19 protein-coding genes are annotated in these 22622 nt (G+C 67.9%); 9 read left to right on the top strand and 10 right to left on the bottom strand.

The genetic code is table 11. From position 1 onward, the window contains the following. Positions 1-613 precede the first annotated feature (613 nt). Positions 614-1801 (top strand): benzoate/H(+) symporter BenE family transporter, encoded by a 1188-nt coding sequence (locus tag AC5P57_RS19505; RefSeq protein WP_495219758.1) that lies wholly within the window; start codon positions 614-616, stop codon positions 1799-1801. Positions 1802-1807: 6 nt separating this feature from the next. Here the strand turns inward: AC5P57_RS19505 and AC5P57_RS19500 are convergent, their stop codons facing one another. From AC5P57_RS19500 to egtB, 5 genes are all read right to left on the bottom strand, one after another. After that, a complete protein-coding gene (locus tag AC5P57_RS19500) occupies positions 1808-2581 on the bottom strand; it encodes a DUF2628 domain-containing protein (RefSeq protein ID WP_262235942.1) in 774 nt (257 codons plus the stop codon). Positions 2582-2631: 50 nt separating this feature from the next. Then, positions 2632-3498, bottom strand: coding sequence for a D-hexose-6-phosphate mutarotase (locus AC5P57_RS19495; protein ID WP_262235941.1), 867 nt, complete (start codon positions 3496-3498; stop codon positions 2632-2634). Positions 3499-3538: 40 nt separating this feature from the next. Then, on the bottom strand, positions 3539-4807 hold the full coding sequence (locus tag AC5P57_RS19490; protein WP_262235940.1) for a lytic murein transglycosylase: 1269 nt from the start codon (positions 4805-4807) through the stop codon (positions 3539-3541). An 81-nt stretch (positions 4808-4888) separates the two neighbouring features. Next, on the bottom strand, positions 4889-5863 hold the full coding sequence (gene egtD, locus AC5P57_RS19485) for an L-histidine N(alpha)-methyltransferase (RefSeq protein WP_099552824.1): 975 nt from the start codon (positions 5861-5863) through the stop codon (positions 4889-4891). After that, the gene (gene egtB, locus AC5P57_RS19480; protein ID WP_262235939.1) at positions 5860-7131 is read right to left on the bottom strand and encodes an ergothioneine biosynthesis protein EgtB; all 1272 of its coding nucleotides are present in this window, start codon (positions 7129-7131) and stop codon (positions 5860-5862) included. The genes egtD and egtB overlap by 4 nt, the downstream gene beginning before the upstream one ends. A gap of 150 nt (positions 7132-7281) precedes the next feature. On the opposite strand from egtB, the gene AC5P57_RS19475 reads away from it, so the two are divergent. Next, positions 7282-8562: a GGDEF domain-containing protein gene (locus tag AC5P57_RS19475; RefSeq protein WP_142808036.1), complete on the top strand. Its 1281-nt coding sequence runs from the start codon at positions 7282-7284 to the stop codon at positions 8560-8562. 3 nt (positions 8563-8565) lie between these two features. On the opposite strand, the gene AC5P57_RS19470 is transcribed toward AC5P57_RS19475, so the two are convergent. Then, positions 8566-8958 carry a YchJ family protein gene (locus AC5P57_RS19470; RefSeq protein WP_099552821.1) on the bottom strand — a complete coding sequence of 131 codons (393 nt, stop codon included), beginning with the start codon at positions 8956-8958 and terminating at the stop codon, positions 8566-8568. A gap of 102 nt (positions 8959-9060) precedes the next feature. Here AC5P57_RS19470 and AC5P57_RS19465 point away from each other — a divergent pair, with 102 nt between their 5' ends. After that, a complete protein-coding gene (locus tag AC5P57_RS19465) occupies positions 9061-9840 on the top strand; it encodes a sulfite exporter TauE/SafE family protein (protein WP_099552828.1) in 780 nt (259 codons plus the stop codon). A gap of 106 nt (positions 9841-9946) precedes the next feature. On the opposite strand, the gene AC5P57_RS19460 is transcribed toward AC5P57_RS19465, so the two are convergent. The 4 genes from AC5P57_RS19460 to folE form a co-directional block, all read right to left on the bottom strand. Further along, positions 9947-13327 carry an ATP-binding protein gene (locus tag AC5P57_RS19460; RefSeq protein WP_099552820.1) on the bottom strand — a complete coding sequence of 1127 codons (3381 nt, stop codon included), beginning with the start codon at positions 13325-13327 and terminating at the stop codon, positions 9947-9949. Positions 13328-13343: 16 nt separating this feature from the next. Further along, complete coding sequence (locus tag AC5P57_RS19455) at positions 13344-14045, bottom strand: DUF4194 domain-containing protein (RefSeq protein WP_099552819.1); 702 nt, start codon at positions 14043-14045, stop codon at positions 13344-13346. Further along, positions 14032-15501, bottom strand: coding sequence for a DUF3375 domain-containing protein (locus AC5P57_RS19450; protein ID WP_099552818.1), 1470 nt, complete (start codon positions 15499-15501; stop codon positions 14032-14034). Before AC5P57_RS19450 ends, AC5P57_RS19455 begins: the two co-directional genes overlap by 14 nt. A 112-nt stretch (positions 15502-15613) precedes the next feature. Continuing rightward, positions 15614-16225 carry a GTP cyclohydrolase I FolE gene (folE, locus tag AC5P57_RS19445; RefSeq protein ID WP_004141296.1) on the bottom strand — a complete coding sequence of 204 codons (612 nt, stop codon included), beginning with the start codon at positions 16223-16225 and terminating at the stop codon, positions 15614-15616. A gap of 692 nt (positions 16226-16917) precedes the next feature. Between folE and AC5P57_RS19440 the strand changes: the two genes are divergently transcribed. From AC5P57_RS19440 to AC5P57_RS19415, 6 genes are all read left to right on the top strand, one after another. Continuing rightward, positions 16918-17373 carry a MarR family winged helix-turn-helix transcriptional regulator gene (locus AC5P57_RS19440; protein ID WP_012481667.1) on the top strand — a complete coding sequence of 152 codons (456 nt, stop codon included), beginning with the start codon at positions 16918-16920 and terminating at the stop codon, positions 17371-17373. A gap of 108 nt (positions 17374-17481) precedes the next feature. Continuing rightward, positions 17482-17691: a DUF1656 domain-containing protein gene (locus tag AC5P57_RS19435; protein ID WP_005411696.1), complete on the top strand. Its 210-nt coding sequence runs from the start codon at positions 17482-17484 to the stop codon at positions 17689-17691. Continuing rightward, positions 17688-18605, top strand: coding sequence for an efflux RND transporter periplasmic adaptor subunit (locus AC5P57_RS19430; protein WP_164145954.1), 918 nt, complete (start codon positions 17688-17690; stop codon positions 18603-18605). The genes AC5P57_RS19435 and AC5P57_RS19430 overlap by 4 nt, the downstream gene beginning before the upstream one ends. Next, positions 18602-20062, top strand: coding sequence for an efflux transporter outer membrane subunit (locus tag AC5P57_RS19425; protein WP_262235937.1), 1461 nt, complete (start codon positions 18602-18604; stop codon positions 20060-20062). The genes AC5P57_RS19430 and AC5P57_RS19425 overlap by 4 nt, the downstream gene beginning before the upstream one ends. Before the next feature lie 3 nt (positions 20063-20065). Beyond that, positions 20066-22105 carry an FUSC family protein gene (locus tag AC5P57_RS19420; RefSeq protein WP_262235936.1) on the top strand — a complete coding sequence of 680 codons (2040 nt, stop codon included), beginning with the start codon at positions 20066-20068 and terminating at the stop codon, positions 22103-22105. Between the two features lie 48 nt (positions 22106-22153). Then, on the top strand, positions 22154-22552 hold the full coding sequence (locus AC5P57_RS19415) for a hypothetical protein (protein ID WP_262235934.1): 399 nt from the start codon (positions 22154-22156) through the stop codon (positions 22550-22552). Positions 22553-22622: the final 70 nt, after the last annotated feature.

The following is a 22622-nucleotide window of genomic DNA, read 5'->3' as shown; positions in this document are numbered from 1 at the left end:
TAAAGCTGCAGATGATTGATGCTGGCAACGTATCGCTTGCTTTAAAACAATTAATAGTTGCTTGATCAAACGTCTGCAAGATGGACAATCATCCTTCCTGCAGGCGCCTTCACAAGATACCTGCGCATACTTTCAAAGATCTTGGGAAGTGGCCTCAGCGCCGCTCCCGTGTGCTGCGAAGTTTCCTTCGTAGCGAGCCGCCCATTATAGCCGGCTTTTCCGCTTCGTCAACACCTTTTTTCAAGGCCGTCTCACCGGGGTGGACGTTGTTGCCGATGCTGCTTCGTCGTTGTACCCGAAGGTCTTTCGTCGTTGCGAGCCGCCTATTATGCCGGACTTTTCGAGTCCGTCAACACCTTCGTTCGATCATCTCGTTCGTCGGTGATGGCGTCGCTGTTCGCGTGCCGTTTCCGAAGAAGCGATGCGCTGCAGCAAGGGAGCGAATTCTAGAGATCCTGCAGATTTCGTCAAGCGCTTTTTTGCATGCTGATGACAGAAGCACCACGACATCAAGCATGGCGTACGCTCGAAGATCGCTGCGGCGTTGCCCGCGCGTTGCGCGGTCAACGCCGCAACCGCTATCAATGCATGGATGCACACAGGAGAGACGGCAATGAACATGCAGGTGCGGCAAGCATGGTGGCGCGACCTTTCGGTGCCGGCCCTCGTTGCCGGCTTCATTACCGTGCTGGTCGGCTTCGCCAGTTCCGCAGTGATCGTGTTCCAGGCCGCGCAGGCCGTCGGTGCCAGCCAGGCGCAGATCGCCTCCTGGATGTGGGCATTGGGACTGGGCATGGGCGTCACCTGCATCGGGTTGTCGCTGCGCTACCGCGTGCCGGTGGTGACTGCGTGGTCGACGCCGGGCGCGGCGATGCTGGTGGTCGGTGCCGGCGGTGCCTCGCTCTCTGAAGCGACCGGCGCCTTCCTGCTTGCTGCGGTGCTGGGCATGTTGGCCGGGTTCTCCGGCATCTTCGCCCGGTTGATGCAGCGGGTGCCGATGGCACTGGCCGCCGGCATGCTGGCCGGGGTGCTGCTGCGCTTCGGTCTGGACGTGTTCGTGGCCATGAACACCCAGCTGGTGCTGGCGCTGGCGATGTTCGCCACCTGGCTGGCTGGACGCCGCCTGTTCCCGCGCTATGCGGTCATCGCCACCCTGCTGGTCGGCATCGCGTTCGCGGCCAGCCGCGGCCTGCTGCACGCACAGCAGGTGCAGCTGCAACTGGCGGTACCGCAATGGGTGACCCCATCCCTGTCCTGGACTGCGGTGGCCGGCATCGCCCTGCCCCTGTTCGTGGTCACCATGGCCTCGCAGAACATTCCGGGCGTGGCGGTGATGCGGGCATCCGGCTACGACGCCCCGGTGTCGCCGCTGATCGGCTGGATCGGCGTGGTCAATACACTACTGGCGCCGTTCGGTGCGTACGCGCTGAACCTGGCGGCAATCACCGCCGCGATCTGCATGGGCCGTGATGCGCACGAAGATCCGGCACGGCGCTATACCGCCGCCATGGCCGCCGGGGCCTTCTACATTGTCATCGGGCTGTTCGGTGCCACCGTGGCCGCACTGTTCGCCGCCTTCCCGAAGGAGCTGGTGGCCTGCGTGGCCGGTATCGCGCTGTTCGGCACCATCGCCAACAGCCTGGCCAGTGCGCTGGCAGTAGAAGGGGACCGCGAGGCGGCACTGGTCACCTTCCTGGTCACCGCCTCCGGTGTCACGCTGGCCGGCATCGGCTCGGCGTTCTGGGGCCTGGTGGCCGGTGCGGTGTGCCTGCTGGTGCTGCGGCCCCGTCAGGGCCGCTGACCTGCCCTACCCCGCCAGTGTGGCGCCAACGGTACTCAGCACCACCGCGATGACGATGGCGATCAGTGTGGCAACCACGCTGGTGCCGCCACGCGCGGCCAGCTCGCTGCGCAGCCGTGCATCATCGTCGCCGGTGACGGCACGGGCCTGGGCAATCAGGCGCTGGCAGTGTGCCAGGTACCAGCTGTTGCCAAAGATGCCGGTGGTGATGCTGAGCGCGAAGGTGATGACCAGCGACAGGCCATCCGGCACATCCAGCAAGGTCTCCACCACGCTGATCAGCAGCAGCAGGCCGGCCCACATCGCCGCCAGGCGGTACATCTTGCGGTACATCATCCAGATCAGGCCGAGCAGGAATGCCGGCCAATGCCAGGTGCCACTGCCCGTGGCAATGCCCTGATCCAGCCGCCAGCGCTGGCGATAGATCGGGAAGTTGCCGCCGACCACGCTGGCGTACAAGGCCATCTCACCCTCCAGCCCGGCAGCCGCAGCCATCTCCGGTGCAGCGGCAGGCGCACGATACGGATCGGACGGGTCGCCGGCACTTGGCGCGATGCTCTCAACCGCCGGGACCGCGTCGATATCCGGGAGCGGAGCCACCTCGATGGGGGTGGAAGCCTGTTCCAGTTCCGCCAACGGCCGCCACGAGGGCATGCCTTCGCACCACAGCAGCGTGCGTGCAGTCACCGTCCCGTCCTGCTGCAGGCGACGCAAACCGGCCAGGTCCACCGGTCCTTCGCTCTGCCTGCCGTTGGCATACCACCACTGTGCTTCCTGCATGTTTTCCATCCTTGCTATCCACATCGACAAACTGGAACTGCTGCCAGCGCTTACAGCATGGAACTGGCCAGGGTCTGCACCAGCTGATGGCGCGCGCCTGGCACAAGGGTAATCTGCTCTGGCCCGGCGTTGGCCACTTCCAGGCACACATAGTCACGCCAGCCTTCACCCACATCGGCCATTTCCGCCGCGGCGTCGGCGCCCGGATTCCAGACAACCAGGGTCTGGCTGCCTTCACTACGGATCTCGATGCGTCGCTGCAGGACAGGATCACGCAGCACGTAATGGCCGCCGGCACCGGTATAGATTCGATCGCTGCGACCGGGATCACGTGGATCGCGCAATGACCACGGTCCCTGTTGCAGGCGCAGCTGCGCAGGGTCCTCGTACTTGTCCAGGTACTGCAGGCCATCAAGGCCCTCGACCTCGACCCGCTTGGCATCGCCCACCCGGAAATAGCTGTGCAGGGCCTGGGTGAAGGTCACCGGCGAGGTTCCGGTGTTCTCGGTGACCAGCTGCTGGCGCAGCTGGCGGCCGATGCGCAGCTGCATCTGCAGGCGCAGGCCGGGATCGGCGCTGGGCGCAGGCGCCAACTGCAGCTCGACCTCGCCATCATCGCGCTGGCTGGCCTGCAGAAGCTCCCAGCGCGCGGTACGCACCAGGCCATGCGCCGGTACATCGGCGCTCTGGCCCTGGCGACCGAACCACGGCCAGCACACCGGGACGCCACCGCGGATCGGCGTGGGCAGCTCGGCGCGCGTGGGCGAAAGCCACAGCAGATCGGGCTGCCCATCGGGAATGAACGACAGCAGCTGGCCACCAAACACACTGACGACCGCCGTGGCGTTGGCGGTTCGCACCTGCCAGGCCTCCAGGCCGTGATACAGGCCGGTGCTGATGTCCGGATTCGACTGCATGCGATGACGCTCCTTCAAGACCGCGGCGATGATGTCGCGGTCAACGTGCCGCCGGCAAGGCCTTCTGCCCAGTGGGTGCGATAGCGGCTGCCTCTTCCTGCAGCGTGCGCAGGATGCGCTGGCCGGCGCGGCCGTCCACCTCGCTCCAGCCCAGGCGCTGCTGCTCGGCCTGGATCGCGCGACGCGTGGCGGTACCGATCATGCCGTCGGCGGCACCGATGTCGTGACCACGGGCCAGCAGCAGGGTCTGCAGCTGGCGGCGCTCATCGCGGCCCAGGCCCGGGTCATCGGTCGGCCAGGCGGTGGCCAACCCGTTGCCGCCACGCAGCTGGTCGGCCAGCGTCGCGATCGCCAGCGCATAGCTTTCGGCGGCGTTGTAGCTGTAGATCGCGTCGTAGTTGCGGAACACCAGCAATGCCGGGCCCTTGTTGCCGGCCGGCAGCAGCAGGGCGGCGCGCGCATCCGCCGGCAGGTTGGCCGGAGCCAACACGCTGCCATCCAGCGCGGTCACGCCCTGCGCACGCCAGTCGGCCAGGGAGCGACGCTGGGTGCGGCCGGCCTGGCTGGCGTTGAAGCCCGCAGGAACGCGGACTTCCATGCCCCACGGCTCGCCGCTGCGCCAGCCGGCGCGCTTGAGGTAGTTGGCAGTGGACGCCAGCGCATCGGGAATGCTGCCGACCAGATCGCGGCGGCCATCGCCATCACCGTCCACGGCGATGCGTGCATAGGTGCTGGGCATGAACTGCGTGTGCCCGAAGGCACCGGCCCAGGAGCCGGTAAGCCCCTGGGCCTGCAGGTCCCCGCGGTCGATCAGCTTGAGCAGGGCCAGCAGTTCACCGCGGAAGAAGGGTTGGCGACGGCCGGCGCAGGACAGCGTGGCCAGTGACTGCAACAACGGGCGCTTGCCGAACACGCGGCCGTAGTCGCTCTCCACGCCCCAGACCGAGACGATGGTGGCCGGATCGACGCCGTACTGCGCCGACACCCGATCGAGCAGGTCGCGGTGCAGCAGCAGCAGGGCGCGCCCATCGTCAACGCGCTGGCGATCGACCAGCGCGGCGAGGTAGTCCCAGATCGGCGTAGTGAATTCGGGCTGTGCATCAAGCAGGCCGAGCACGCTGGGGTCGGGTGTGAGGCCGGCGGTGATCTCGTTGAAACGGTCGGGACTGATGCCTTGTGTCGCAGCGGTGGCCTGCAGGCCCGACAGGCAGCGGCTGAAGGCCGGATCGATGCCGGCGGCAGGAACGGCAGGCGCTGTCGGTGCCGAGGCAAGAGCGGCCGCCAGGCCGAGCGTGGTCAGAATGGGCATGGCGTCCTCCGTGTTGCCGTTGCAGGGTCATCTTAGGCGCAGCGTCGCCGTCGAACCTGAAGCGGCGCCGGCTGCCGGCGGCTATATGCCGCGCAACAGGCGCAGGCCATAGGCCGGGCCTTCAGCATCCCAGCGCTGCATGACCTGCAGGCCAGCCGGCTGCAGCAGTGCTTCGAAGCTGTCGTCGGTGTACTTGTGGCTGTATTCGACGCGGATCGGTTCGTCGGCCTCGAAATGGAAGGTGCGGCCATCCAGATGGACGTCCTGTGCCCGCTGGCTGACCAGATCGGTCTCGATGCGCAGCCGCGCGACGCTGTAGCGGGCACGATGGCGGAAGCCATCCAGATCGAAATCGCTGCCGATCTCGCGGTTGAGGCGGGCCAGCAGATTGAGGGTAAAGGCGGCGGTGACACCCTGTGCATCGTTGTAGGCCGCCTCGATCAACGCTGGCTCCTTGTGCAGGTCGATGCCGACCAGGGCCAGGCCATCACGGCCCATGGTCTGGCGCATCGCGCGCAGCAGGGCGACCGCGTCCTCACCTTCAAAGTTGCCCAGCGTAGACCCGGGGAAGAACAGCAACCGCCGCGCGGGTTCGCGTTCGGGCATGGGCACGGCAACGGGACGGGTGAAGTCTGCACAGACCGGCAGCATCTCGACCTCCGGCAGCGCCGGGGCGAGATGGTCGATGCTGGACAGCAGCGCGGCGCGCGAGATCTCGATGGGTGTATAGGCCACCGGTTCACGCAGCGCGGCCAGCAGCAGCGCGGTCTTGCGGCCGCTGCCACTCCCCAGTTCCACCACGTGCAGGTGCGGGCCGACGCTGCGGGCGATGTCTGGCAGTACCCGCGAAAGCAGGGCCAGCTCGGTACGCGTGGGGTAGTACTCGCGGGTCTGGGTGATCTGTTCGAACAGGCGCGAGCCACGTGCATCGTAGAAGTACTTGGACGGCAGCTGGCGCGGTGTGCGCGACAACCCGGCCACCACGTCGGTGAGGATCTGCTGGCGGCCGGGGGTGAGATCGGTCAATGCCTGCAGCGCGTCGTGCACCGTACTCATGCGAGGTCCCTGGCCAGGCGCAGGCCGGAGAACTGCCAACGCGCCGGTGGCATGAAGAAGTTGCGGTAGCTGGCGCGCACATGGCCACGGGGCGTGGCGCAGCTACCGCCGCGCAGCACCCATTGGCCACACATGAATTTGCCGTTGTATTCGCCGAGGTTGCCGGCAAAGGGCTGGAAGCCCGGATAGGCGCCATAGGCGCTGTGGGTCCATTCCCATACATCGCCGAACAGCTGGCGCAGTCCACCGCCCTGCCCGGCCTGTGGGTGCAGGTGATCGTCATCGGCAAAGTGGCCCCGCACCGGCTGAGACGCGGCCGCAGCCTCCCACTCGAACTCGCTGGGCAGGCGCGCCCCGGCCCAGCGGGCACAGGCGTCGGCCTCGAAGTAGCTGAGATGGCAGACCGGCGCATGCGGGTCCAGTTCGCGCCAACCGCCCAGGGTGTATTCGCGCTGCAGGCTGTCGTCCCAGTACAGCGGGTGCCGCCAGTCTTCGGTTTCACGCAGTGCCCAGCCTTCGCTGAGCCACCAGCGTGGCTCGCGGTAGCCTCCGGCCTCGATGAAGGCGCGGTACTCGGCGTTGCTGAGCGGGCGCTCGGCCAGGGCATGGGAGGGCAGCAGCACGCGATGCGGCGGCGATTCGTTGTCATAGGCGAACGCGTCATGCCGTGGCCAGGCTGCGGCACCGATGGTGATGATGCGTTCGGGCGATTCGATCCAGCCCTGAGCACTGGCAGTGCCGGGGACGGTTGGCAGGTCGTCGCGGTAGGCCGGCTGCAATGGATTGCACCAGAACGCGTGCTTGATGTCGGTGAGCAGCAGCTCCTGGTGCTGCTGTTCGTGCTGCAGGCCCAGCTGCAGGTGCTGCAGCGCCTGATCGTCGAGATCACCCGCGTCCAGCCGTGACTGTACCTGCGCATCGATCTGGCGGCGGTAGTCCTGCACCTGCTGCAGCGAGGGCCGTGACAGCAGCCCGCGCTGCGGCCGCGCATGGGCCGGGCCGAGGCTCTTGTAGTAGCTGTTGAACAGGTAGTCCCAGGCAGGGTCATGCGCCGGTGCAGGTGGGAAGCCGGCCAGCACGAAGCGTTCGAAGAACCAGGTGGTGTGGGCCAGGTGCCATTTGCTCGGGCTGGCATCGGCCATGCTCTGCAGCATGGCGTCTTCGGCGCTGAGGGGGGCCGCCAACTGCATGCTGCGGTCCCGCACACGTGCGTACTGGCGGGCGAGATCGCGCTGCGGGGCAGCGACGGCGGTGGCTGCGCTGTCCATCCGGGGAGCATCTGCGCAGCAGGGTGAGTGCGACGTCATGGTTCGACGTCAACGCGTTCACATGCGTGACCATCCCGCATTCAAGAAGCCGGTGCAGAGGCCGCTAACGGCAATGCTGCGGCCGCGTCGTCACCGCGCTGGAATTCCTGCTTGCCCCTGCATCCGCTCCGCCAGCCTGCGCATTACCTGTTCGTGCTGCCCGCCGTGCTGGTTGCCGTGGTGCTGTGGGCGGCACTGGGCAACGAAGACGTGGCCAATCCGGCCCAACGCATCCTGCCCTGGCTGCTGGCCTGCCTCGGCGCCGGCCTTGCGCTGCTCTACCACCAGGTGCGTACGCTCTGCCTGATGCTGGTGGTGGCCGTGATGTTCGCCCTGCTGCACCTGGACGTGGGTGGCTATCTGCGCAACGGCCATGTCACGACGCTGACACCGCTGCGCTTCCATGCCATTTCGGCCTGGCTGCCCTTGCTGTTCGCGGGCCTGGCGTTGTGGCCCGAGCGCGGCCGCCGCCGCCGCGACCTGCTGCTGCGGGGTGTTGCCAGTGGCACCGCGCTGATGATCTTCCTGCTGCTGGCCACGCAGCAACCGCGGGGCATGCACGATCTGCTGTCCAACCGCCACTGGAGCTGGATTCCGGCCGACTGGAACGCGCTGGCACAGCTGCCAGCCCTGCTGTTCCTGCTGGCAACCGCCGCGCTGGGCTGGCAGGCCTGGCGGCATCCGCGCCCGCTGCACACGGCAATGCTGCTGGCCCTGCTGTGCCTGTGGTGGATGCTGCCGCGGGTGTTCCTGCAGCCGGTGCTGCTGCCGGCGCTGGCCAGCGCGGCCTTGCTGCTGATGCTGGGCGCGATGCTGCAGGAGTCCTTCCATATGGCCTTCCGCGATGAACTGACCGGCCTGCCGGGGCGCCGCGCCTTCAATGAGACCCTGCAACGGGCGCGCGGCACCTACAGCATCGCGATGGTGGACGTGGACCACTTCAAATCGTTCAACGACACCCACGGCCACGACACCGGCGACGATGTGCTGCGCCTGGTGGCCTCGCGGCTGGGGCGGGTGGGCGACGGTGGCCGTGCGTTCCGCTATGGCGGCGAGGAGTTCGCGGTGGTGTTCCTGGATCGTCCCGCAGCGGCCTGCGTGGATGCGGTCGAGGCGCTGCGGCAGACCATCGAGGACACCCGCATGCAGCTGCGCGACCGCAGCACCCGCAGCCGCGACGATGAAACGGGACGCCAGCAACGCGGACGCGGCGGGAGCGGGCAGACGGTGCAGGTGACGGTGAGCATCGGCCTGGCGGACAGCCGCGTGGATGAGCGGCCAGCAGCGGTGATCAAGGCTGCCGACCAGGCGCTGTATGCAGCCAAGGACGGCGGCCGCAACCAGGTCCGCGCGCATGCCGGCCAGCGCGTGCTGGCGGTGCGCGGCGGCTGAGGCTCACACGGCGTCGAGGTAGTACCAGCGGCCGTCGACACGCAGGAAGCGGCTGTGCTCTGTCATCTTCACCGCGCTGCCGCCACCCACGCGGTAGCGGGCGGTGAAGCGCACTTCGGCGCTGTCGGCACCGGTGGCCGTGTGTTCGTGCACGGTCAGGCCCAGCCAGTGCGTACGCTGGCCCGGCGCATCATCCAACGCCAGCTCGGCCGGACGGGTGTCCGGGTGCCAGCTCTGGCGCAGGTAGTCCGCCAGCCCCCGCACATAGGCGCTGTAGCGCGATCGCATCAGGCGCTCGGCATCGGGTGCTGCCTCACCGGCATGGAAACGGCCACAGCAGGCGGCGTAATCGGCGGGAAGGCCGCAGGGGCAGGGGTCGGTGGATTTTCGGCTCATGCAGGCATTGTCGCCGGGTTGTGCGGATTGATCCACGCGGGGCACGGGTCAGCCGGTGCAGGACAGGCGTATGCTGTCGCGCCCCCACATCGATTGATCGCCGTGCTGGAACTGGTTCCCCCTGAGTTGTGGTGGCTGGTGGTGATCGCCTTCATCGCCGGCCTGGTCGATGCCGCCGTCGGTGGCGGTGGGCTGGTGCAGTTACCCGGCCTGTTCACCGTGCTGCCGCAGCAGACGCCGGCAATGCTGTTCGGTACCAACAAATTCAGCTCGATGTTCGGCACCGGTGCAGCCGCCTGGCGCTATGCGCGCAACGTGCGCTTCCCGTGGAAGCCGGTGCTGTTCGCGGCAGGCACGGCCTTCATCTTCTCCTTCGCCGGCGCCACCGCGGTAAGCCTGCTGCCCAAGGACGCGGTACGCCCACTGGTGCTGGTGCTGCTGATCGCGATGCTGGCCTACACGCTGTGGAAGAAGGATTTCGGCGCGCTGCACCGGCCGCAGGACATCGGCCGTCGTGAGCTGGCGATCGCGCTGGCCATCGGTGCGGCGATCGGCTTCTACGACGGCTTCTTCGGGCCGGGCACCGGCAGCTTCCTGATCTTCCTGTTCGTGCGCTTCTTCGGCCTGGATTTCCTGCGCGCCTCGGCGGCATCGAAGGTGGTGAACCTGGCCACCAACGTCGCGGCGATCTCGTTCTTCGTGCCGACCGGCAACCTCCTGTGGCTGTTCGCGCTGCCGATGGCGGCGGCCAACATCATCGGCTCGGTGGTGGGCACGCGGTTGGCGCTGAAGGGCGGTACGCCGTTCATCCGCAAGCTGTTCGTGGGGCTGGTGGTGGTGCTGATCGCGCGGATGGCGTGGGATACGTTCCGCGGTGCGTGAATGAGCTTGATGACCAGGTAGGTGCCAACCTTGGTTGGCACGCTGAGTCCGGCCGCGAAGAGCAGCCGAGCATGGCTCGGCTCTACAGGTAGATGGACCGAGGCGCTCAGGCCTCGGCTTCTTCCGGTTCGTTGGCCTGCTGGCGGCTGCGCTCCGGCAGCTTCAGGCGCTTGCCTTCTTCGTCGTACTCGATCAGCAGCACGCCGGAGTCGTGGCGGCCGCTGATTTCGACGAAGCAGGCGCCGCCGATGAACGGTTCCAGCGTCATCACCGACTTCAGCGGGGTGGCAACCACCATCTGGAAGCCGAAGTTGTCGAAGATGTTCATCGCCAGTGCGGTGAACTCGTTGTCGGCCTTGTCGAAGGCTTCGTCGAGCACGACGGCAGCGTAGCTGGGCAGCTGGCTGTCGGCACCGCCGAGCTGGTAGCGCAGCGCTGCCGCCAGGCAGGTGGTGGCCAGCTTCTGGCGCTGGCCACCGGACTTGCCGGCGCCGCTGCGGTAGATCTCGACCTGCTGGCGCGTTTCCGCATCCAGCTCGACGCCGATGAACTCCACGTGCATGCGCACGTCCAGCACCAGCTCGCGCCAGCGCTTGTCCTCGCCTTCCTGCGAGCCCAGGCGGTTGACCAGCTGCCGCAGCACAGTGAATTGCGATTCGGCCAGCTCACGCTGCTCGGTCTGCTGCTGCGACAGCACTTCGCGCAGCTGCAGGTGGAACTCGCCGACTTCCGGCAGGCGTCGGTCGTTCAGTTCGATGGTCAGCAACGTGCCGCGGTTGAACGGCACCTGTTCCAGGCTGGCGTTCACTTCGTCCAGGCGCTGGCCGATCGACTTGCGGGCCTCGGCGCTGTGGCGCTGCAGGGCCAGCAGGTTGTTCTTGCTCTGGTTCTGCAGCAGATCGAAGAAGCGCTCTTCGTGCTGCGGCAGGCCATCGCGCTCCAGCCGTTCGAGGCGAGCGAGGAAGTCCTCGGCCGAGGCCACCGAGACGGTGAAGTCGCCCGATTCCTCTGGCCACTGCTGGATGAAGCGACGGAAGCAACCGATCAGCTGGTTTTCGATGCGGTTGAGGTCCTGCTGCGAGGACGACAGCTGCTCGTTCAACGCGTTGCTGACCTGGCGCATGTGCGCTTCCAGCGTTTCCAGGCTGAGCGGGCCCTGCTCCTGCAGGCGCTCGGCAAGACCGGCTTCCTGCTCCTGGGCCAGGCTCGGCAGCACCAGCGCACGGCTCTGCTGGCGTGCGCGGTCGAGGCGATCACGTTCCTTGACCAGCTGGCCACGCTCGACGCGGACGTCTTCATAGGTGCGGCGCGACTGCTCGATGTCGGCGCGCACGGCGTCGATCTGCTTGGCCAGCTTGGCCAGGTCGGCATTGCCTTCGCGCAGATCGCGCAGGGTGGCCTCGATATCGCCCAGGCGCTGCTGCGGGGCGGCGATGTCGATCTCGTTCCAGCTGATGCTGACCAGCTCATGGCAGGCCAGGCGGCGTTCGTTGTCGCGATCACGCTGGCCGCGCAGGCGCGCGATATCGGTCTCGCAGCCGGCGATGCGCTTGGCCAGCTCCTGTGCTTCACGCTCGAAGGCGCCCACTTTGTCGTGGTTGTTGAAACCGAGGATCCAGCGACGGCGGTCGCCCACCGCACTGCGGTCATCCTTCTCGAAACGGTCGCCCGGATGCTTGACCTGGCCTTCGCGGGTGATGCCGCGGTCGACGTTGCGCAGCTGCTTGGCATCCACGCACTCGTAGTCGAATCGCTTGCCGAGCTCGCGGCGCAGCCAGCTTTCGAACACGTGTTCGCGCAGTTCCAGCTTGTGCAGCAGCGACTTCGCCGACGGCTCACGGGCGAATGCATCATCGTTGCGGCGCACGCGGTAGTAGGTGAAGCGCATGCCCAGGTGGGTACGGTTCACCCACTCGGCGACGTCGTTGTAATGCTTGTCGTCGACCAGCAGTGACAGCGCGAAGCCACCCAGCACACGCTCGATGGCGCCTTGCCAGCCCTGCTCTTCCGAGCGGACCTGGATCAGCTCGCCGACGAACGGCAGCGCCGCTTCGGCGATGCCGGTTTCCTCGGCCAGGCGCGCGCGCAGCTTCTGCATCGGCGCCGGGATGTTGGAGGGCGTGCGCTGCATCGCTTCGAGTTCCGCACGGACTTCGCCGAAGCGGCGCTCGTCATCGCGCTTGCCACCCAGGCGATCGCTGATCGCATCGTCCAGCGCCGAAGAGGCGCGCTGGCGGTCCTGCAGCTCGTTCTGTGCGCGCTCAACCAGTTCGGCGAAGCCGTGTGCGTCGTCCGGCAGTTCGGCCCCCAGCTGCTGCGCGGCCAGGCTTGCCTGCTCGCGCTTGGCCTGGCGGCGGTCGCGCTCGGCTTCGGCGCGGCCCTGCTCGCGTTCCAGTTCCTCGATGCGCTCACCGCCCTGCTGGCGGCGCTGCAGTTCCAGTTCGGCCAGGCGCTCGGTGTGATTGTCCAGTGCGGCACGGCGCTGGGCTTCTTCGCCAAGCAGGCCACGGTCACGCACGTCCATCTCGCGCAGGCGCGCTTCGATCAGCGCCTGGCGGCGGCTTTCGCGGAAGCTGTCGACGCCGAGCTTCAGTGCTTCGTCGTCACCGCGCTGGCGGTGCATTTCCTTCAGGTCGTTGTAGTAGGCGCGTGCCGGCAGCAGGGTTTCCACCTGGCGGCGGGCAGTGACCACCGCCTGGTGCGCGCCATCAAGCTCGGCGAAGTCGCTGACCAGGCGCTCGGCGGCGTCGAAGGTCTTCGGCGTGTCGAGCATGAAGTCGCGCAGGAAGACGTTGAGGTCGCCCAGGTTCTTCGCCGACTGCGTCTTGTGCAGCAGGCGCAGCGCCATCTCGTTGTCGATGCCGAGCAGGTCGCGGAAGCGCTCGGCGTAGCCGGAGAAAGCGTCGAAGTGGTGCAGATCGGACAGCTTCTGCTTGAGCTTGCGCAGGTCCAGGTCGAAGCCGCCGAGATCCTTGGCGATGTCGAACGGACGCTCGGCGATCATGTAGTGCTTGCGCACGTCACCGGCCGAAGTGCCGTTGCCGGAGATCCACAGCAGGCGCACCAGGCTGACCACGCGGCCGTCGCCGGCGCGGTATTCCAGCACCAGTGCGGTCCAGGTCGCGCCCTTGCGCAGGTACTGGGTGGCGATTTCGCCAGTGCCGCTGTCCTGCTGGTCAGCCCAGGCGCCACGCACATAGGACACCAGGTTGCGGTCGCGGCCACTGCGCTCGGCTTCACGCGCGGCGGCGTTGAAGTCGACGATGGCCGGCGGCGTCAGCAGCGCGGACATGGCATCGAGCAGGGTCGACTTGCCCGAGCCGGAACGGCCGACGAACAGGAAACCGCGCTCGGCGATCGGCACTTCGGTCAGGCCGTTGAAGGTGCCCCAGTTGTGCACCTGCAGGCGGCGCATGCGGAACTGCTGCAGGCGCGGGTCCGGCAGGCCTTCGTTGAACAGGGCGGGAGTGTGCTTGGAGATAGCCATGCGATGATCGGGTCTCTCAGGCCTCGGCGGCCGGGGTTTCGCGCAGCTGGCGGTAGACCGCCGAAAGCTGGGACACGTCTTCGGCGGAGAACAGCAGCTTCAGCGCCGGCGAGACTTCGTGGCGGTCTTCCTGGCCGCTGAGGCGGGTCAGGATGTGGTTGTCCTTCATCTTCTGCACCGCCGAGGCGACACGGCGGTTGAAGCCGGCGCGGTCGGTGGACAGGTTCTTTTCGTAGATGGCCAGCGCTTCGGCCATCTCGGCGTCAGCCACCACCGCGCGGTTGCCGCGCGCGTCAGCCTCGGCCAGCTGCTGGCGCAGGTACAGCAACAGCACCGAATCGATGAAGGTCAGCGGCGAGGTGCGCAGCAGCACCGGCGCATCGACGTCTTCGGTATCGGCCTGGCGGGTGAAGGCCACGCCGCTGTCACGGTCGAGCACCAGTTCCAGGAACAGGTCCGCCAGCGACGAGCGGATGGCCGCTTCGCTGCGGATCAGCGCCGGCCACAGCTTGGCGTGGCGCAGCTGGTCGATGCTGGGGCCGATCAGCAGCTGGCACAGCGCACGGCGCGCATCCAGCGGCAGGCGACCGGTATCGCCGAGGTAGTACACGTCGTTGCCACGGCGGGGCTGCGCCACGGTCGCCACCGGCTCGGCCTCGTAGGCGTCTTCCGCCACGTCGGCCTGCGGTGCGTCGATGGGATCTTCATGCCAGCTCATGGCGTCTCTCCTGGGTGAACCAAACCAGCGGGATGCGGGCGCGACGGATCTGGCCGTCGCCACCACGCCATTGCGCAAGCTCCTGCTCGCCGGCGACCACGTTGCCGAAGCGCGTGCCCAGCGACAGGTAGCCGATGACGCTGCCAAGACCCTGCGGCGCCTCGCGCTGCGACAGGGCCTGGGCGATGCTGAGCCGCGGCTGTGCATCAAGCAGGTCGTGCAGGTCGCGGCGCAGGGTGCGGAAGTCGATTTCGGACGAAGCGACCAGATCGCCGACGCTTTCCAGGCTGATCGCGGCCGCGTCGTTGTACTCGACGTTGCCATCGACCTGGGCGCTGCGCGGATCGTGCAGCCTCCACTGCGACCACGAGCGCAGGCGGCTGGTGGTCAGCTGCAGGTCACGGCCGATGCCACGCTGTGCGGGGAACTCGTCGCGCAGGGCCAGCGCTTCGGACTGTGCCTGCTTCAGCAGCTGGTTGAGGCGGCGCTGTTCAAGATAGCCACGGCTCTGCACGAAGCCGCGCAGGCTGCGTGCGAAGTTCTGCAGCACATCGTGCACCTGGCCACCGCGTTCGAGCATGGTGCTGGTGAAGCCGCGCAGGAAGTTGCGTTCGTTGCGGTCCAGGCGGCGGGCAAAGCCACGCGCCAGCACCGCTTCCAGCGCGGCATCGAGCTGGGCACTCTGCTCGGCGTCGTTGAGCAGCCGCCAGAAGGCCTGGAAGCTGCGGCCGGCATCGCTCTCGCCGATCACGTCCACGCCTTCGAACAGCTGCGACAGCACGTCGCCACGCTCGCCCTCGTCGTCGATGATGCGTTCGCGGAAATCGCGGTTGAGCTGCTCGAAGTCATCACGCACGCGGCGGAAGTCCTCGGTCAGCTCGTCGGCCAGGCCGATGATCTGGCGCGCACGTTCCAGCGCGCGCTTGCCATCCAGCGCTATCACGCGGCCGGCACCGACGCGGGCGATCTCGGCGTCGATGCGGTCACGCTCGTCGCGCAGTGCCGACAGGCGTGCGTCCGGATCGGACTCGGTCTGCGCGGCCAGCTGCGAGAGCTGCTCGATGACCAGTGCCAGCCGGCTTTCGGTGGCCGCCACGCGGGCCTGCTCGAGGCCGTCGGCGAAGCGGATGGCCTGCAGCGCCGCGGTCGACAGCTCGTACTGTTCCTGGTCGGCACCATCGGGCAGACGGCGTTCCAGCCAGCCCTGGGCCAACCAGTGCGCGATGTAGGCCTGCGCGGTACGCGGCAGGTCGCGCGACAGTTCGTCGCCGTTGAGCTGGTCCAGCGCACGCTGCAGGCGCTCGTTGAGCACCGACGAAGGCAACGTGCGCTCGCCGTCCATCAGCAGGCCCTGCAGCAGGCCGATGATTTCCGGAGCGTGGTCGGCGGCGAGCAGCTTCCACTGGGGCTGTTCGCGCAGATGGCGGTAACGGGAGATGCGTTCGCGGTGCTTCATGCAGCGAAAGGAGTCATGAGGGCTGGCGGGGACGAGCAGCCGCCCACGGCGGCCGCGCAGGCAGCCGTGGGCATGCCGGCCACCAGGGGCCGGCGGGGTGCGGGCAAGCGGCTCAGCGCTTGCCGCCCACTTCGATGAAGCGCAGGAACTCGGCGCGGGTACGCGCGTCGTCGCGGAAGCTGCCCAGCATCTTGGAGGTGACCATGCTGACGCCGCGCTTGTGGATGCCGCGGGTGGTCATGCATTCGTGGGCGCCTTCGACGACCACGCCGACGCCGATCGGCTGCAGCACATCCTGGATGCACTGGGCGATCTGCGCGGTCATCTTCTCCTGCACCTGGAAACGGCGGGCATAGGCTTCGACGACGCGGGCCAGCTTGCTGATGCCCACCACCTTGCCGGCCGGCAGGTAGCCGACGTGCACGCGGCCGATGATCGGCGCCATGTGGTGTTCGCAGTGGCTTTCGTACTCGATGTCGCGCAGGACGATCAGTTCGTCATAGCCGGCCACTTCCTCGAAGGTCCGCTCCATGTAGGCGCGCGGGTCATCGCGGTAGCCGCTGAACCAGTCGCCATAGGCTTCGGCGACACGGCGGGGGGTATCCAGCAGGCCTTCACGGGACGGGTCCTCACCGGCCCAGCGCAGCAGGGTGCGCACGGCATCCTCGGCCTGGTCCTGGGTCACGTCGCCCTGCGGGGCGGCCTTTTCGTTGTTCTTGCTCATTGCGTACAGCGTCCCGAACGGGGGGCGAGCATCGTACCCGACCGGGGGGTGGGTCGTCCTGTTGGGACGGTTCATCGGGGGGTTCTTGCGGCGCCTCGTTGCTATCGGTTTGGAGGGGGAGAGGGGGCTGCGCAGGACACGCCGTGAACCCCCCTCCGGGGTCCGGCCCAGCCGCTGGCGGCTGTGCGTTCGGTCGCTTGCGAGGCATGCCTCGCAAGCAAAGCGCCCTCACCCCTGGGGGCTCGATGGCGCCGTCCATGGCGCCAACGGTCCTGCGCAGCCCCCTCTCCCCCTCCCTGACGGTTTCCCGCGGGCGCGGCCGGACCGCCCGAAAGCGGGGTCAAAAGCGGGGGTTCATGGCTTCGGAAGCAGCGCGCCGCTGCTGTGGTCTCTTCTGCCTTGGTGGGTGCGGACCGTTGGTCCGCACTGCTTCTGCTCTTGCTTCTAAGAGCCAACCCACCGCGCTCGGGGGATGTGGGGTGGGTGGCGGAGGGCCGGGCGGGACAGGGCCGTGAGGCGCATGGATGCGCCGATCGAGCTTACATGGACGTACTTGCAGCGTGCCCTGCCCCGTCCGGCCCTCCGCCACCCCAACCGATAGCCAACAGGCGCAACGCTTTCCTCACTACACCCCACCCATTCATAAAAACCTATTGATAGGAATGAAATTAGTAGTATCCTATCTATCTCTTATGGACCGACCCCTCGACGAGCGCACCGTGCTGCAGATGCAGCTCAGCTCCGGCCTGCTGTACGCAGGGCGGCAGTGGCAGCGCCTGGCCGACAGCCGGCTCGGCAGCTACGGCATCTCCACCGCCTGCACCATGCCCCTGCTGATGATCGGCCGCTCCGGCGGTGGCATCCGCCAGGTGGCGCTGGCCCAGCAGCTGGGCATGGAAGGCCCTTCCCTGGTGCGCCTGCTGGACAAGCTGTGCGCCAGCGACCTGGTCCGCCGCGAGAGCGACGCCAGCGACCGCCGCGCCAACCTGCTATGGCTGACCGACGCAGGCCATGCGCTGGTCAGCGAGCTGGAAGATCAATTGATCGGCCTGCGCCAGGACGTGTTCGGCGAGCTTTCCATGGATGAACTGCACGCCGTGCTGAAGGCATGGCGCCTGCTGGCCGAGGCCGCCGACCGCATCACGTAAGACCGCTGCCCCCGAACACCGCCGCTGCCGTGCACACGCCAGCGGCTTTTGCCCGTTGCCGTTGTTCTGTTGTCCCTCCCCTCCCCCTCCTCGCCCCCGCCCCTACCGATGCCTGGTGAATTCAGTCTCCACGGAGTGTTTGTCCCGACCCTGCTCGGGTTGATGTTGTTGGCCTATCTGGTCAACAGCGGCCTGCACGCGCTGCTGCAGCGTGCCGGTGCCTATCGCCATATCTGGCACCCGCCACTGTTCAACCTGGCGCTGTACGGGATCGTGCTTGGCCTGCTGTTCCACCTCCTGCGTTGGATGCAATCGTGAACAAGATCGTGAAGAAGACCCTTCCCATACTGCTGACCAGCGCGGCGGTGATCGTCGCCCTGCTGGTGCTGCGCCAGCTGTGGGTCTATTACATGGATGAGCCGTGGACCCGCGATGCGCATGTTGGCGCCGACGTGGTGCAGGTGGCGCCGGACGTGTCCGGGCTGGTGGAAACGGTGCAGGTGGCCGACAACCAGGCGGTGAAGAAGGGCGACCTGCTGTTCGTGGTCGACCGCGCCCGCTACCGCATCGCGCTGGAGCAGGCCCGCGCCAGCCTGGGCGAGCGCCAGGCCTCGGTGGCACAGCTGCGCCGCGAGATCGGCCGTGACCGCAGCCTGCAGGACCTGGTCGCCGCCGAGGACGCCGAAGTGCGCCGCGCCAAGCTGCAGGCCGCACAGGCCGCGCTGGCCACCGCACAGGCGGCGGTCGACCTGGCCGAGCTCAACCTGGGCCGCACCGAGGTGCGCGCACCGGCCGACGGCCGGGTCAACGACCGCACCATGCGCGTAGGCGACTACGTGGTGGCCGGCAAGCCGGTGCTGGCGCTGCTGGATACCGGCTCGTTCCGCATCGATGGCTACTTCGAGGAAACCCGCCTGCGCGGCGTGGCCCCGGGACAGAGCGTGGACATCCGCCTGATGGGCGAGTCGGCCCCGCTGCGCGGCCATGTCGAGAGCATCGCCGCCGGCATCGAGGACCGCTACCGCAGCAACGGCAGTACCTTGCTGCCAAACGTGACCCCGGCCTTTGACTGGGTGCGGCTGGCGCAGCGCATTCCGGTGCGCATTGCCATCGACGAGGTGCCCAAGGGCGTGGAACTGATCGCCGGTCGCACCGCCACGGTGACCGTGGACACCGGCCGCCATCCGCACAACGACAAGGCCGGCACCGCGCCGACACAGGCGGGCCTGTGAACGCTGCCCTGCCCCGTCTTGGCCTGATCGTCGCGCTGGCCAGCCTGGCCGCATGCAGGACCGTCGGCCCCGACTACGCGCTGCCGGAAGGGTCGGCGTTCAAGCGCCCGGAGGCCAATGCGGCCTTCATCGATACGCAGAACCCGCAGGTGGCCGCCAACCAGGCGCTGCCCGACCGCTGGTGGTCGCTGTACAACGACCCGGTACTGGACGGCCTGATCACCCAGGCGCTGCGCGACAACGTGGAACTGAAGGCCGCCGACGCGCACCTGCGTCGCGCTGCAGCCGTGTACGAACAGGCGCTGGACGCCGGTGGCTTCGAGTACGAGGCCGAGGCCGGCGTCAGCCGCGCGCAGCTGTCGGCCGAATCGTTCCTGCAGGAGCACGAGTTGCCGGTGATCAACCTGGCCGATGGCAAGTTCGCGGTCAGCTACCAGTTCGACCTGTTCGGCAAGCTCAAGCGCGGCGCCGAAGCAGCGCGTGCCGACGAGCAGTCGGTCGCTGCGGCGCGCGACCTGGCCCAGGTCAGCGTGGTCGCGCAGGTGGCCGACAGCTACCTGGAAATCTGCCACGCCAACCACGAACTGCACGTGGCCGAGCATTCGCTGCAGCTGCAGCAGCGCAGCCGCACGGTCACCGAGCGCCTGATTGCGGCCGGTCGCGGTACGCCACCGGAACTGGCCCGCGCCAATGCCCAGGTGGCACTGCTGGAAGCTGCACTGCCGCCGCTGCATGCGCAGCGTTCTGCAGCAGCGTATTCGCTGGCCGCGCTGCTGGGCCAGACCCCGGGCCAGTTGCCAGCCGGCGTGATCGACTGTGCACACGCCCCCCGCCTGGCGCAGCCGTTGCCGGTCGGCGATGGCCGGGCGCTGCTGCAGCGTCGCCCGGACGTGCGCCAGGCCGAGCGCAAGCTGGCCTCGGCCACGGCTCGGATTGGTGTGGCCACCGCTGAGCTGTACCCGGACATCCGCCTGGGAGCCTCGCTCGGTGCTGCCGGCCTGCTGGAGGACTTCGGCACGCCGATGACCCAGCAGTGGTCGATCGGTCCGCTGATCTCGTGGACGCTGCCGTCGTCCGGCACGCACGCACGCATCCACGCCGCCGAAGCCGGTGCCGACGCCGCCTTGGCCGAGTTCGACCACACCGTGCTGCAGGCGCTGCGTGAGACCCAGACCGCGCTGGACCGCTATGCGCAGGACCTGCGCCGGCTGCAGTCGCTGCGCATCGCGCAGGAGCAGGCCGCGCTGGCCGCCGAGCAGAACCGCCGGCTGTATCAGGGCGGCCGCACGCCGTACCTGTCGAGCCTGGATGCCGACCGCAGCCTGGCCACCAGCGACGCCACCCTGGCCGCCGCCGAAGCGCAGGTCTCGCGCGACCAGATCCACCTGTTCCTGGTGCTGGGTGGCGGCTGGCAGACCAGCGCCGCCGCGACCGGCACCCCGACCGCAGCGAAGTAAGCCATGAACGCGCTGACCGACCGCCAGGCCTGGCTGTTCTCGATCAAGACCTACCTGGCCGCGGTGGCCGCGCTGTACATCGCCATGGCCGGCAACCTGTCGCGCCCGTACTGGGCGATGGGCACGGTGTACATCGTCAGCCAGCCGCTGCTGGGCCCAACCCGGGCCAAGGGCGTGTACCGCATCGTTGGCACCCTGGTGGCCGGCCTGGCCACCCTGCTGGTGCTGCCGGCGCTGGTGGAAACGCCGCTGGTGCTGAGCGCGGCGATGTCGATCTGGCTGGCCGGCTGCCTGTTCATGGCCCTGCTCAACCGCGGGCCGCGCGGCTACGCGTTCCTGCTGGCCGGCTACACCACCGCCTTCATCGGCTTCCCGGCGGTAACCTCGCCGGAAACCATCTTCGACACGGTGGTGGCACGCAGCGAGGAGATCATCCTCGGCACGGTGGTGGCCGTGCTGTTTGCTTCGCTGCTGTTCCCGGCCTCGGTACGCCCGATGCTGCGCGCCCGCATCGGCAACTGGATGGAGGACGCCGCGCAGTGGTGCCGGCAGATCCTTGAACGTGGCCGCGCGCATGCGCCGCGCAACCGGCTCGCCGCCGACCTGGTGCAGTTCGAGGCGCTGATCGAGTTCCTGCGCCGCGATGATCCGCGCCATGCCGGTTCGGCGGTGTCGATGGAGCGCCTGCGCGAGCGCATGCTGCTGCTGTTGCCGGTGCTGTCCTCGATTGCCGATCGCCTGAGTGCGCTGCGCAGCGACGGCCAGGCCCTGCCCGAAGGGCTGCCGGCACTGGTCGACGATATCCATGACTGGCTGGATGGCCCGACCAACGCCAGCGAGTACGCCCGCCTGCGCGCGCGCATCAGCGCACTGAAGCCGCAGGTGGATCGCGACCTGCAGCACCTGCAGCTGGCCAGCCTGCTGCTGCGCCTGGAGGAACTGGTCGACCTGTGGCAGGACTGCCGCACCCTGCAGCACGCGATCGACCATGGCACCGCGCCGCTGGACCGCGCGCACTACCGCATCCGCACCGAGCGCGTGGCTGCCGACAAGCACGTCGACTACGGCATGGCGCTGTTCTCCGCGCTCAGTGCCGGCGTGGCACTGATGAGCTACTGCGTGCTGTGGATCGCGCTGGGTTGGGAAGGCGGTGGCAACGGCGCGATGATGGCCGCGGTGACCGCCGCGTTCTTCGCCGCACAGGACGATCCGGCACCGAGCATGGTGTCGTTCCTGGTGTGGGCGATGGTCGCCTCGGTGGTGGCCGGCGTGTACCTGTTCGGCGTGTTCCCGGCGGTGCACGACTTCGGCCTGCTGGCACTGGTGTTGGCGGTGGCGTTCCTGCCGCTGGGGCTGATGCTGCACCACCCCAAGAGCGCGCTGTTCGCGCTGCCGCTGACGGTGAACCTGGCCGCACTGTTGAGCCTGCAGAACACCTACAGCGCCAATATCCAGACCTTCCTCAATTCGTCGATCGCGATGTTCATCGGCATTGGCTTTGCGGTGGTGATGACGCGCCTGTTCCGTTCGGTGGGTGCCGAGTGGACCGCGCGCCGGCTGGTGCGGCAGGGCTGGACCACGCTGGCCGAAGCCGCCGAAGGTCGTGGCCAGCAGGACCGGCAGCGCTTCGCCGCACGCATGCTCGACCTGCTGGGCCTGCTCGCACCGCGCCTGGCGGCGACGCCGGAGGGCAGCGACATCGCTTCGGTGGACATGCTCAATGAAGCGCGCATTGGCCTGAACATCCTGCAGCTGCGCCGCGCCAGGCTGGAACTGCCCGAGCGCAGCCGCGAGGCGGTCGAGCACATCCTGGAGGAAATCGCGGCGCACTACCGCCGGCAGATCACCGCACGCAAGCCGATTGTGGCGGCCGAGGCGCTGCGCGAGCGGCTGGATACCTCGCTGGGCCGGGTCGGCAGCGTGAGCGCCTGCAAGGCCCGCGACGAGGCGCTGATGGGCCTGATCGGCCTGCGCTTCGCGTTGTTCCCGGAGGCGAAGGCGTTGGCGCCGGGGTTGGCGATGAGTGCGGCCGCACAGCCGTAGCGCGATACCCTGTGCAGCCACAGACCCCGCCATGCACAGGACGGTTCAATGAGTTACGACATGATGGTGTTCGAGGCCAGCGCTGCACCACGCGAAGCGGCGGCCTTCATCGCCTGGTTCGAGAAGCAGGCGCAGTGGAACGAGCGCCACGAGTACGACGACCCGGCAGTCAGCAGCCCGGCGCTGCAGGCGTGGTTCGCGGAGATGGCGCAGGAATTCCCGCCGTTGAACGGGCCGTTGAGCAACGATGATGACGACCGTGCCGAGGTGACCGAGTACAGCATCGGCCAGCAGGTGATCTACGGCGCGTTTTCCTATTCGGTAGCCGAACGTGCGCATGGCCTCGTGCAGGACCTGGCCGAGAAGCACGGCGTGGGCTTCTTTGACGTGAGTGCCGATGAAGCCGCGATCGTGTTCCCGGATGGGCTGGTACTGATCGCGGAATAGGTGTGGCGGCAGGGCTGCGCCCTGCACCTGCCGAATCAACGACAACGGCAACGTCAAATGCGTGCTATCC

It is taken from the genome of Stenotrophomonas sp. YJH_SMC_79 (assembly GCF_059367995.1).
Note: the sequence above shows the minus strand (reverse complement) of the source record. Positions and strands in the feature narration are given on the sequence as shown.

Bases quoted from the DNA above. Each gene is read 5' to 3' on its own strand.
- egtD (WP_099552824.1), bottom strand. From the start codon at position 5,863: ATGAGTACGGTGCACGACGCGCTGCAGGCATTGACCGATCTCACCCCC.
- AC5P57_RS19415 (WP_262235934.1), top strand. From the start codon at position 22,154: ATGAGTTACGACATGATGGTGTTCGAGGCCAGCGCTGCACCACGCGAA.
- folE (WP_004141296.1), bottom strand. From the start codon at position 16,225: ATGAGCAAGAACAACGAAAAGGCCGCCCCGCAGGGCGACGTGACCCAG.
- AC5P57_RS19455 (WP_099552819.1), bottom strand. From the start codon at position 14,045: ATGAGCTGGCATGAAGATCCCATCGACGCACCGCAGGCCGACGTGGCG.
- AC5P57_RS19420 (WP_262235936.1), top strand. From the start codon at position 20,066: ATGAACGCGCTGACCGACCGCCAGGCCTGGCTGTTCTCGATCAAGACC.
- AC5P57_RS19500 (WP_262235942.1), bottom strand. From the start codon at position 2,581: ATGCAGGAAGCACAGTGGTGGTATGCCAACGGCAGGCAGAGCGAAGGA.
- AC5P57_RS19435 (WP_005411696.1), top strand. From the start codon at position 17,482: ATGCCTGGTGAATTCAGTCTCCACGGAGTGTTTGTCCCGACCCTGCTC.
- egtB (WP_262235939.1), bottom strand. From the start codon at position 7,131: ATGGACAGCGCAGCCACCGCCGTCGCTGCCCCGCAGCGCGATCTCGCC.
- AC5P57_RS19470 (WP_099552821.1), bottom strand. From the start codon at position 8,958: ATGAGCCGAAAATCCACCGACCCCTGCCCCTGCGGCCTTCCCGCCGAT.
- AC5P57_RS19460 (WP_099552820.1), bottom strand. From the start codon at position 13,327: ATGGCTATCTCCAAGCACACTCCCGCCCTGTTCAACGAAGGCCTGCCG.
- AC5P57_RS19490 (WP_262235940.1), bottom strand. From the start codon at position 4,807: ATGCCCATTCTGACCACGCTCGGCCTGGCGGCCGCTCTTGCCTCGGCA.
- AC5P57_RS19440 (WP_012481667.1), top strand. From the start codon at position 16,918: ATGGACCGACCCCTCGACGAGCGCACCGTGCTGCAGATGCAGCTCAGC.
- AC5P57_RS19505 (WP_495219758.1), top strand. From the start codon at position 614: ATGAACATGCAGGTGCGGCAAGCATGGTGGCGCGACCTTTCGGTGCCG.
- AC5P57_RS19450 (WP_099552818.1), bottom strand. From the start codon at position 15,501: ATGAAGCACCGCGAACGCATCTCCCGTTACCGCCATCTGCGCGAACAG.
- AC5P57_RS19495 (WP_262235941.1), bottom strand. From the start codon at position 3,498: ATGCAGTCGAATCCGGACATCAGCACCGGCCTGTATCACGGCCTGGAG.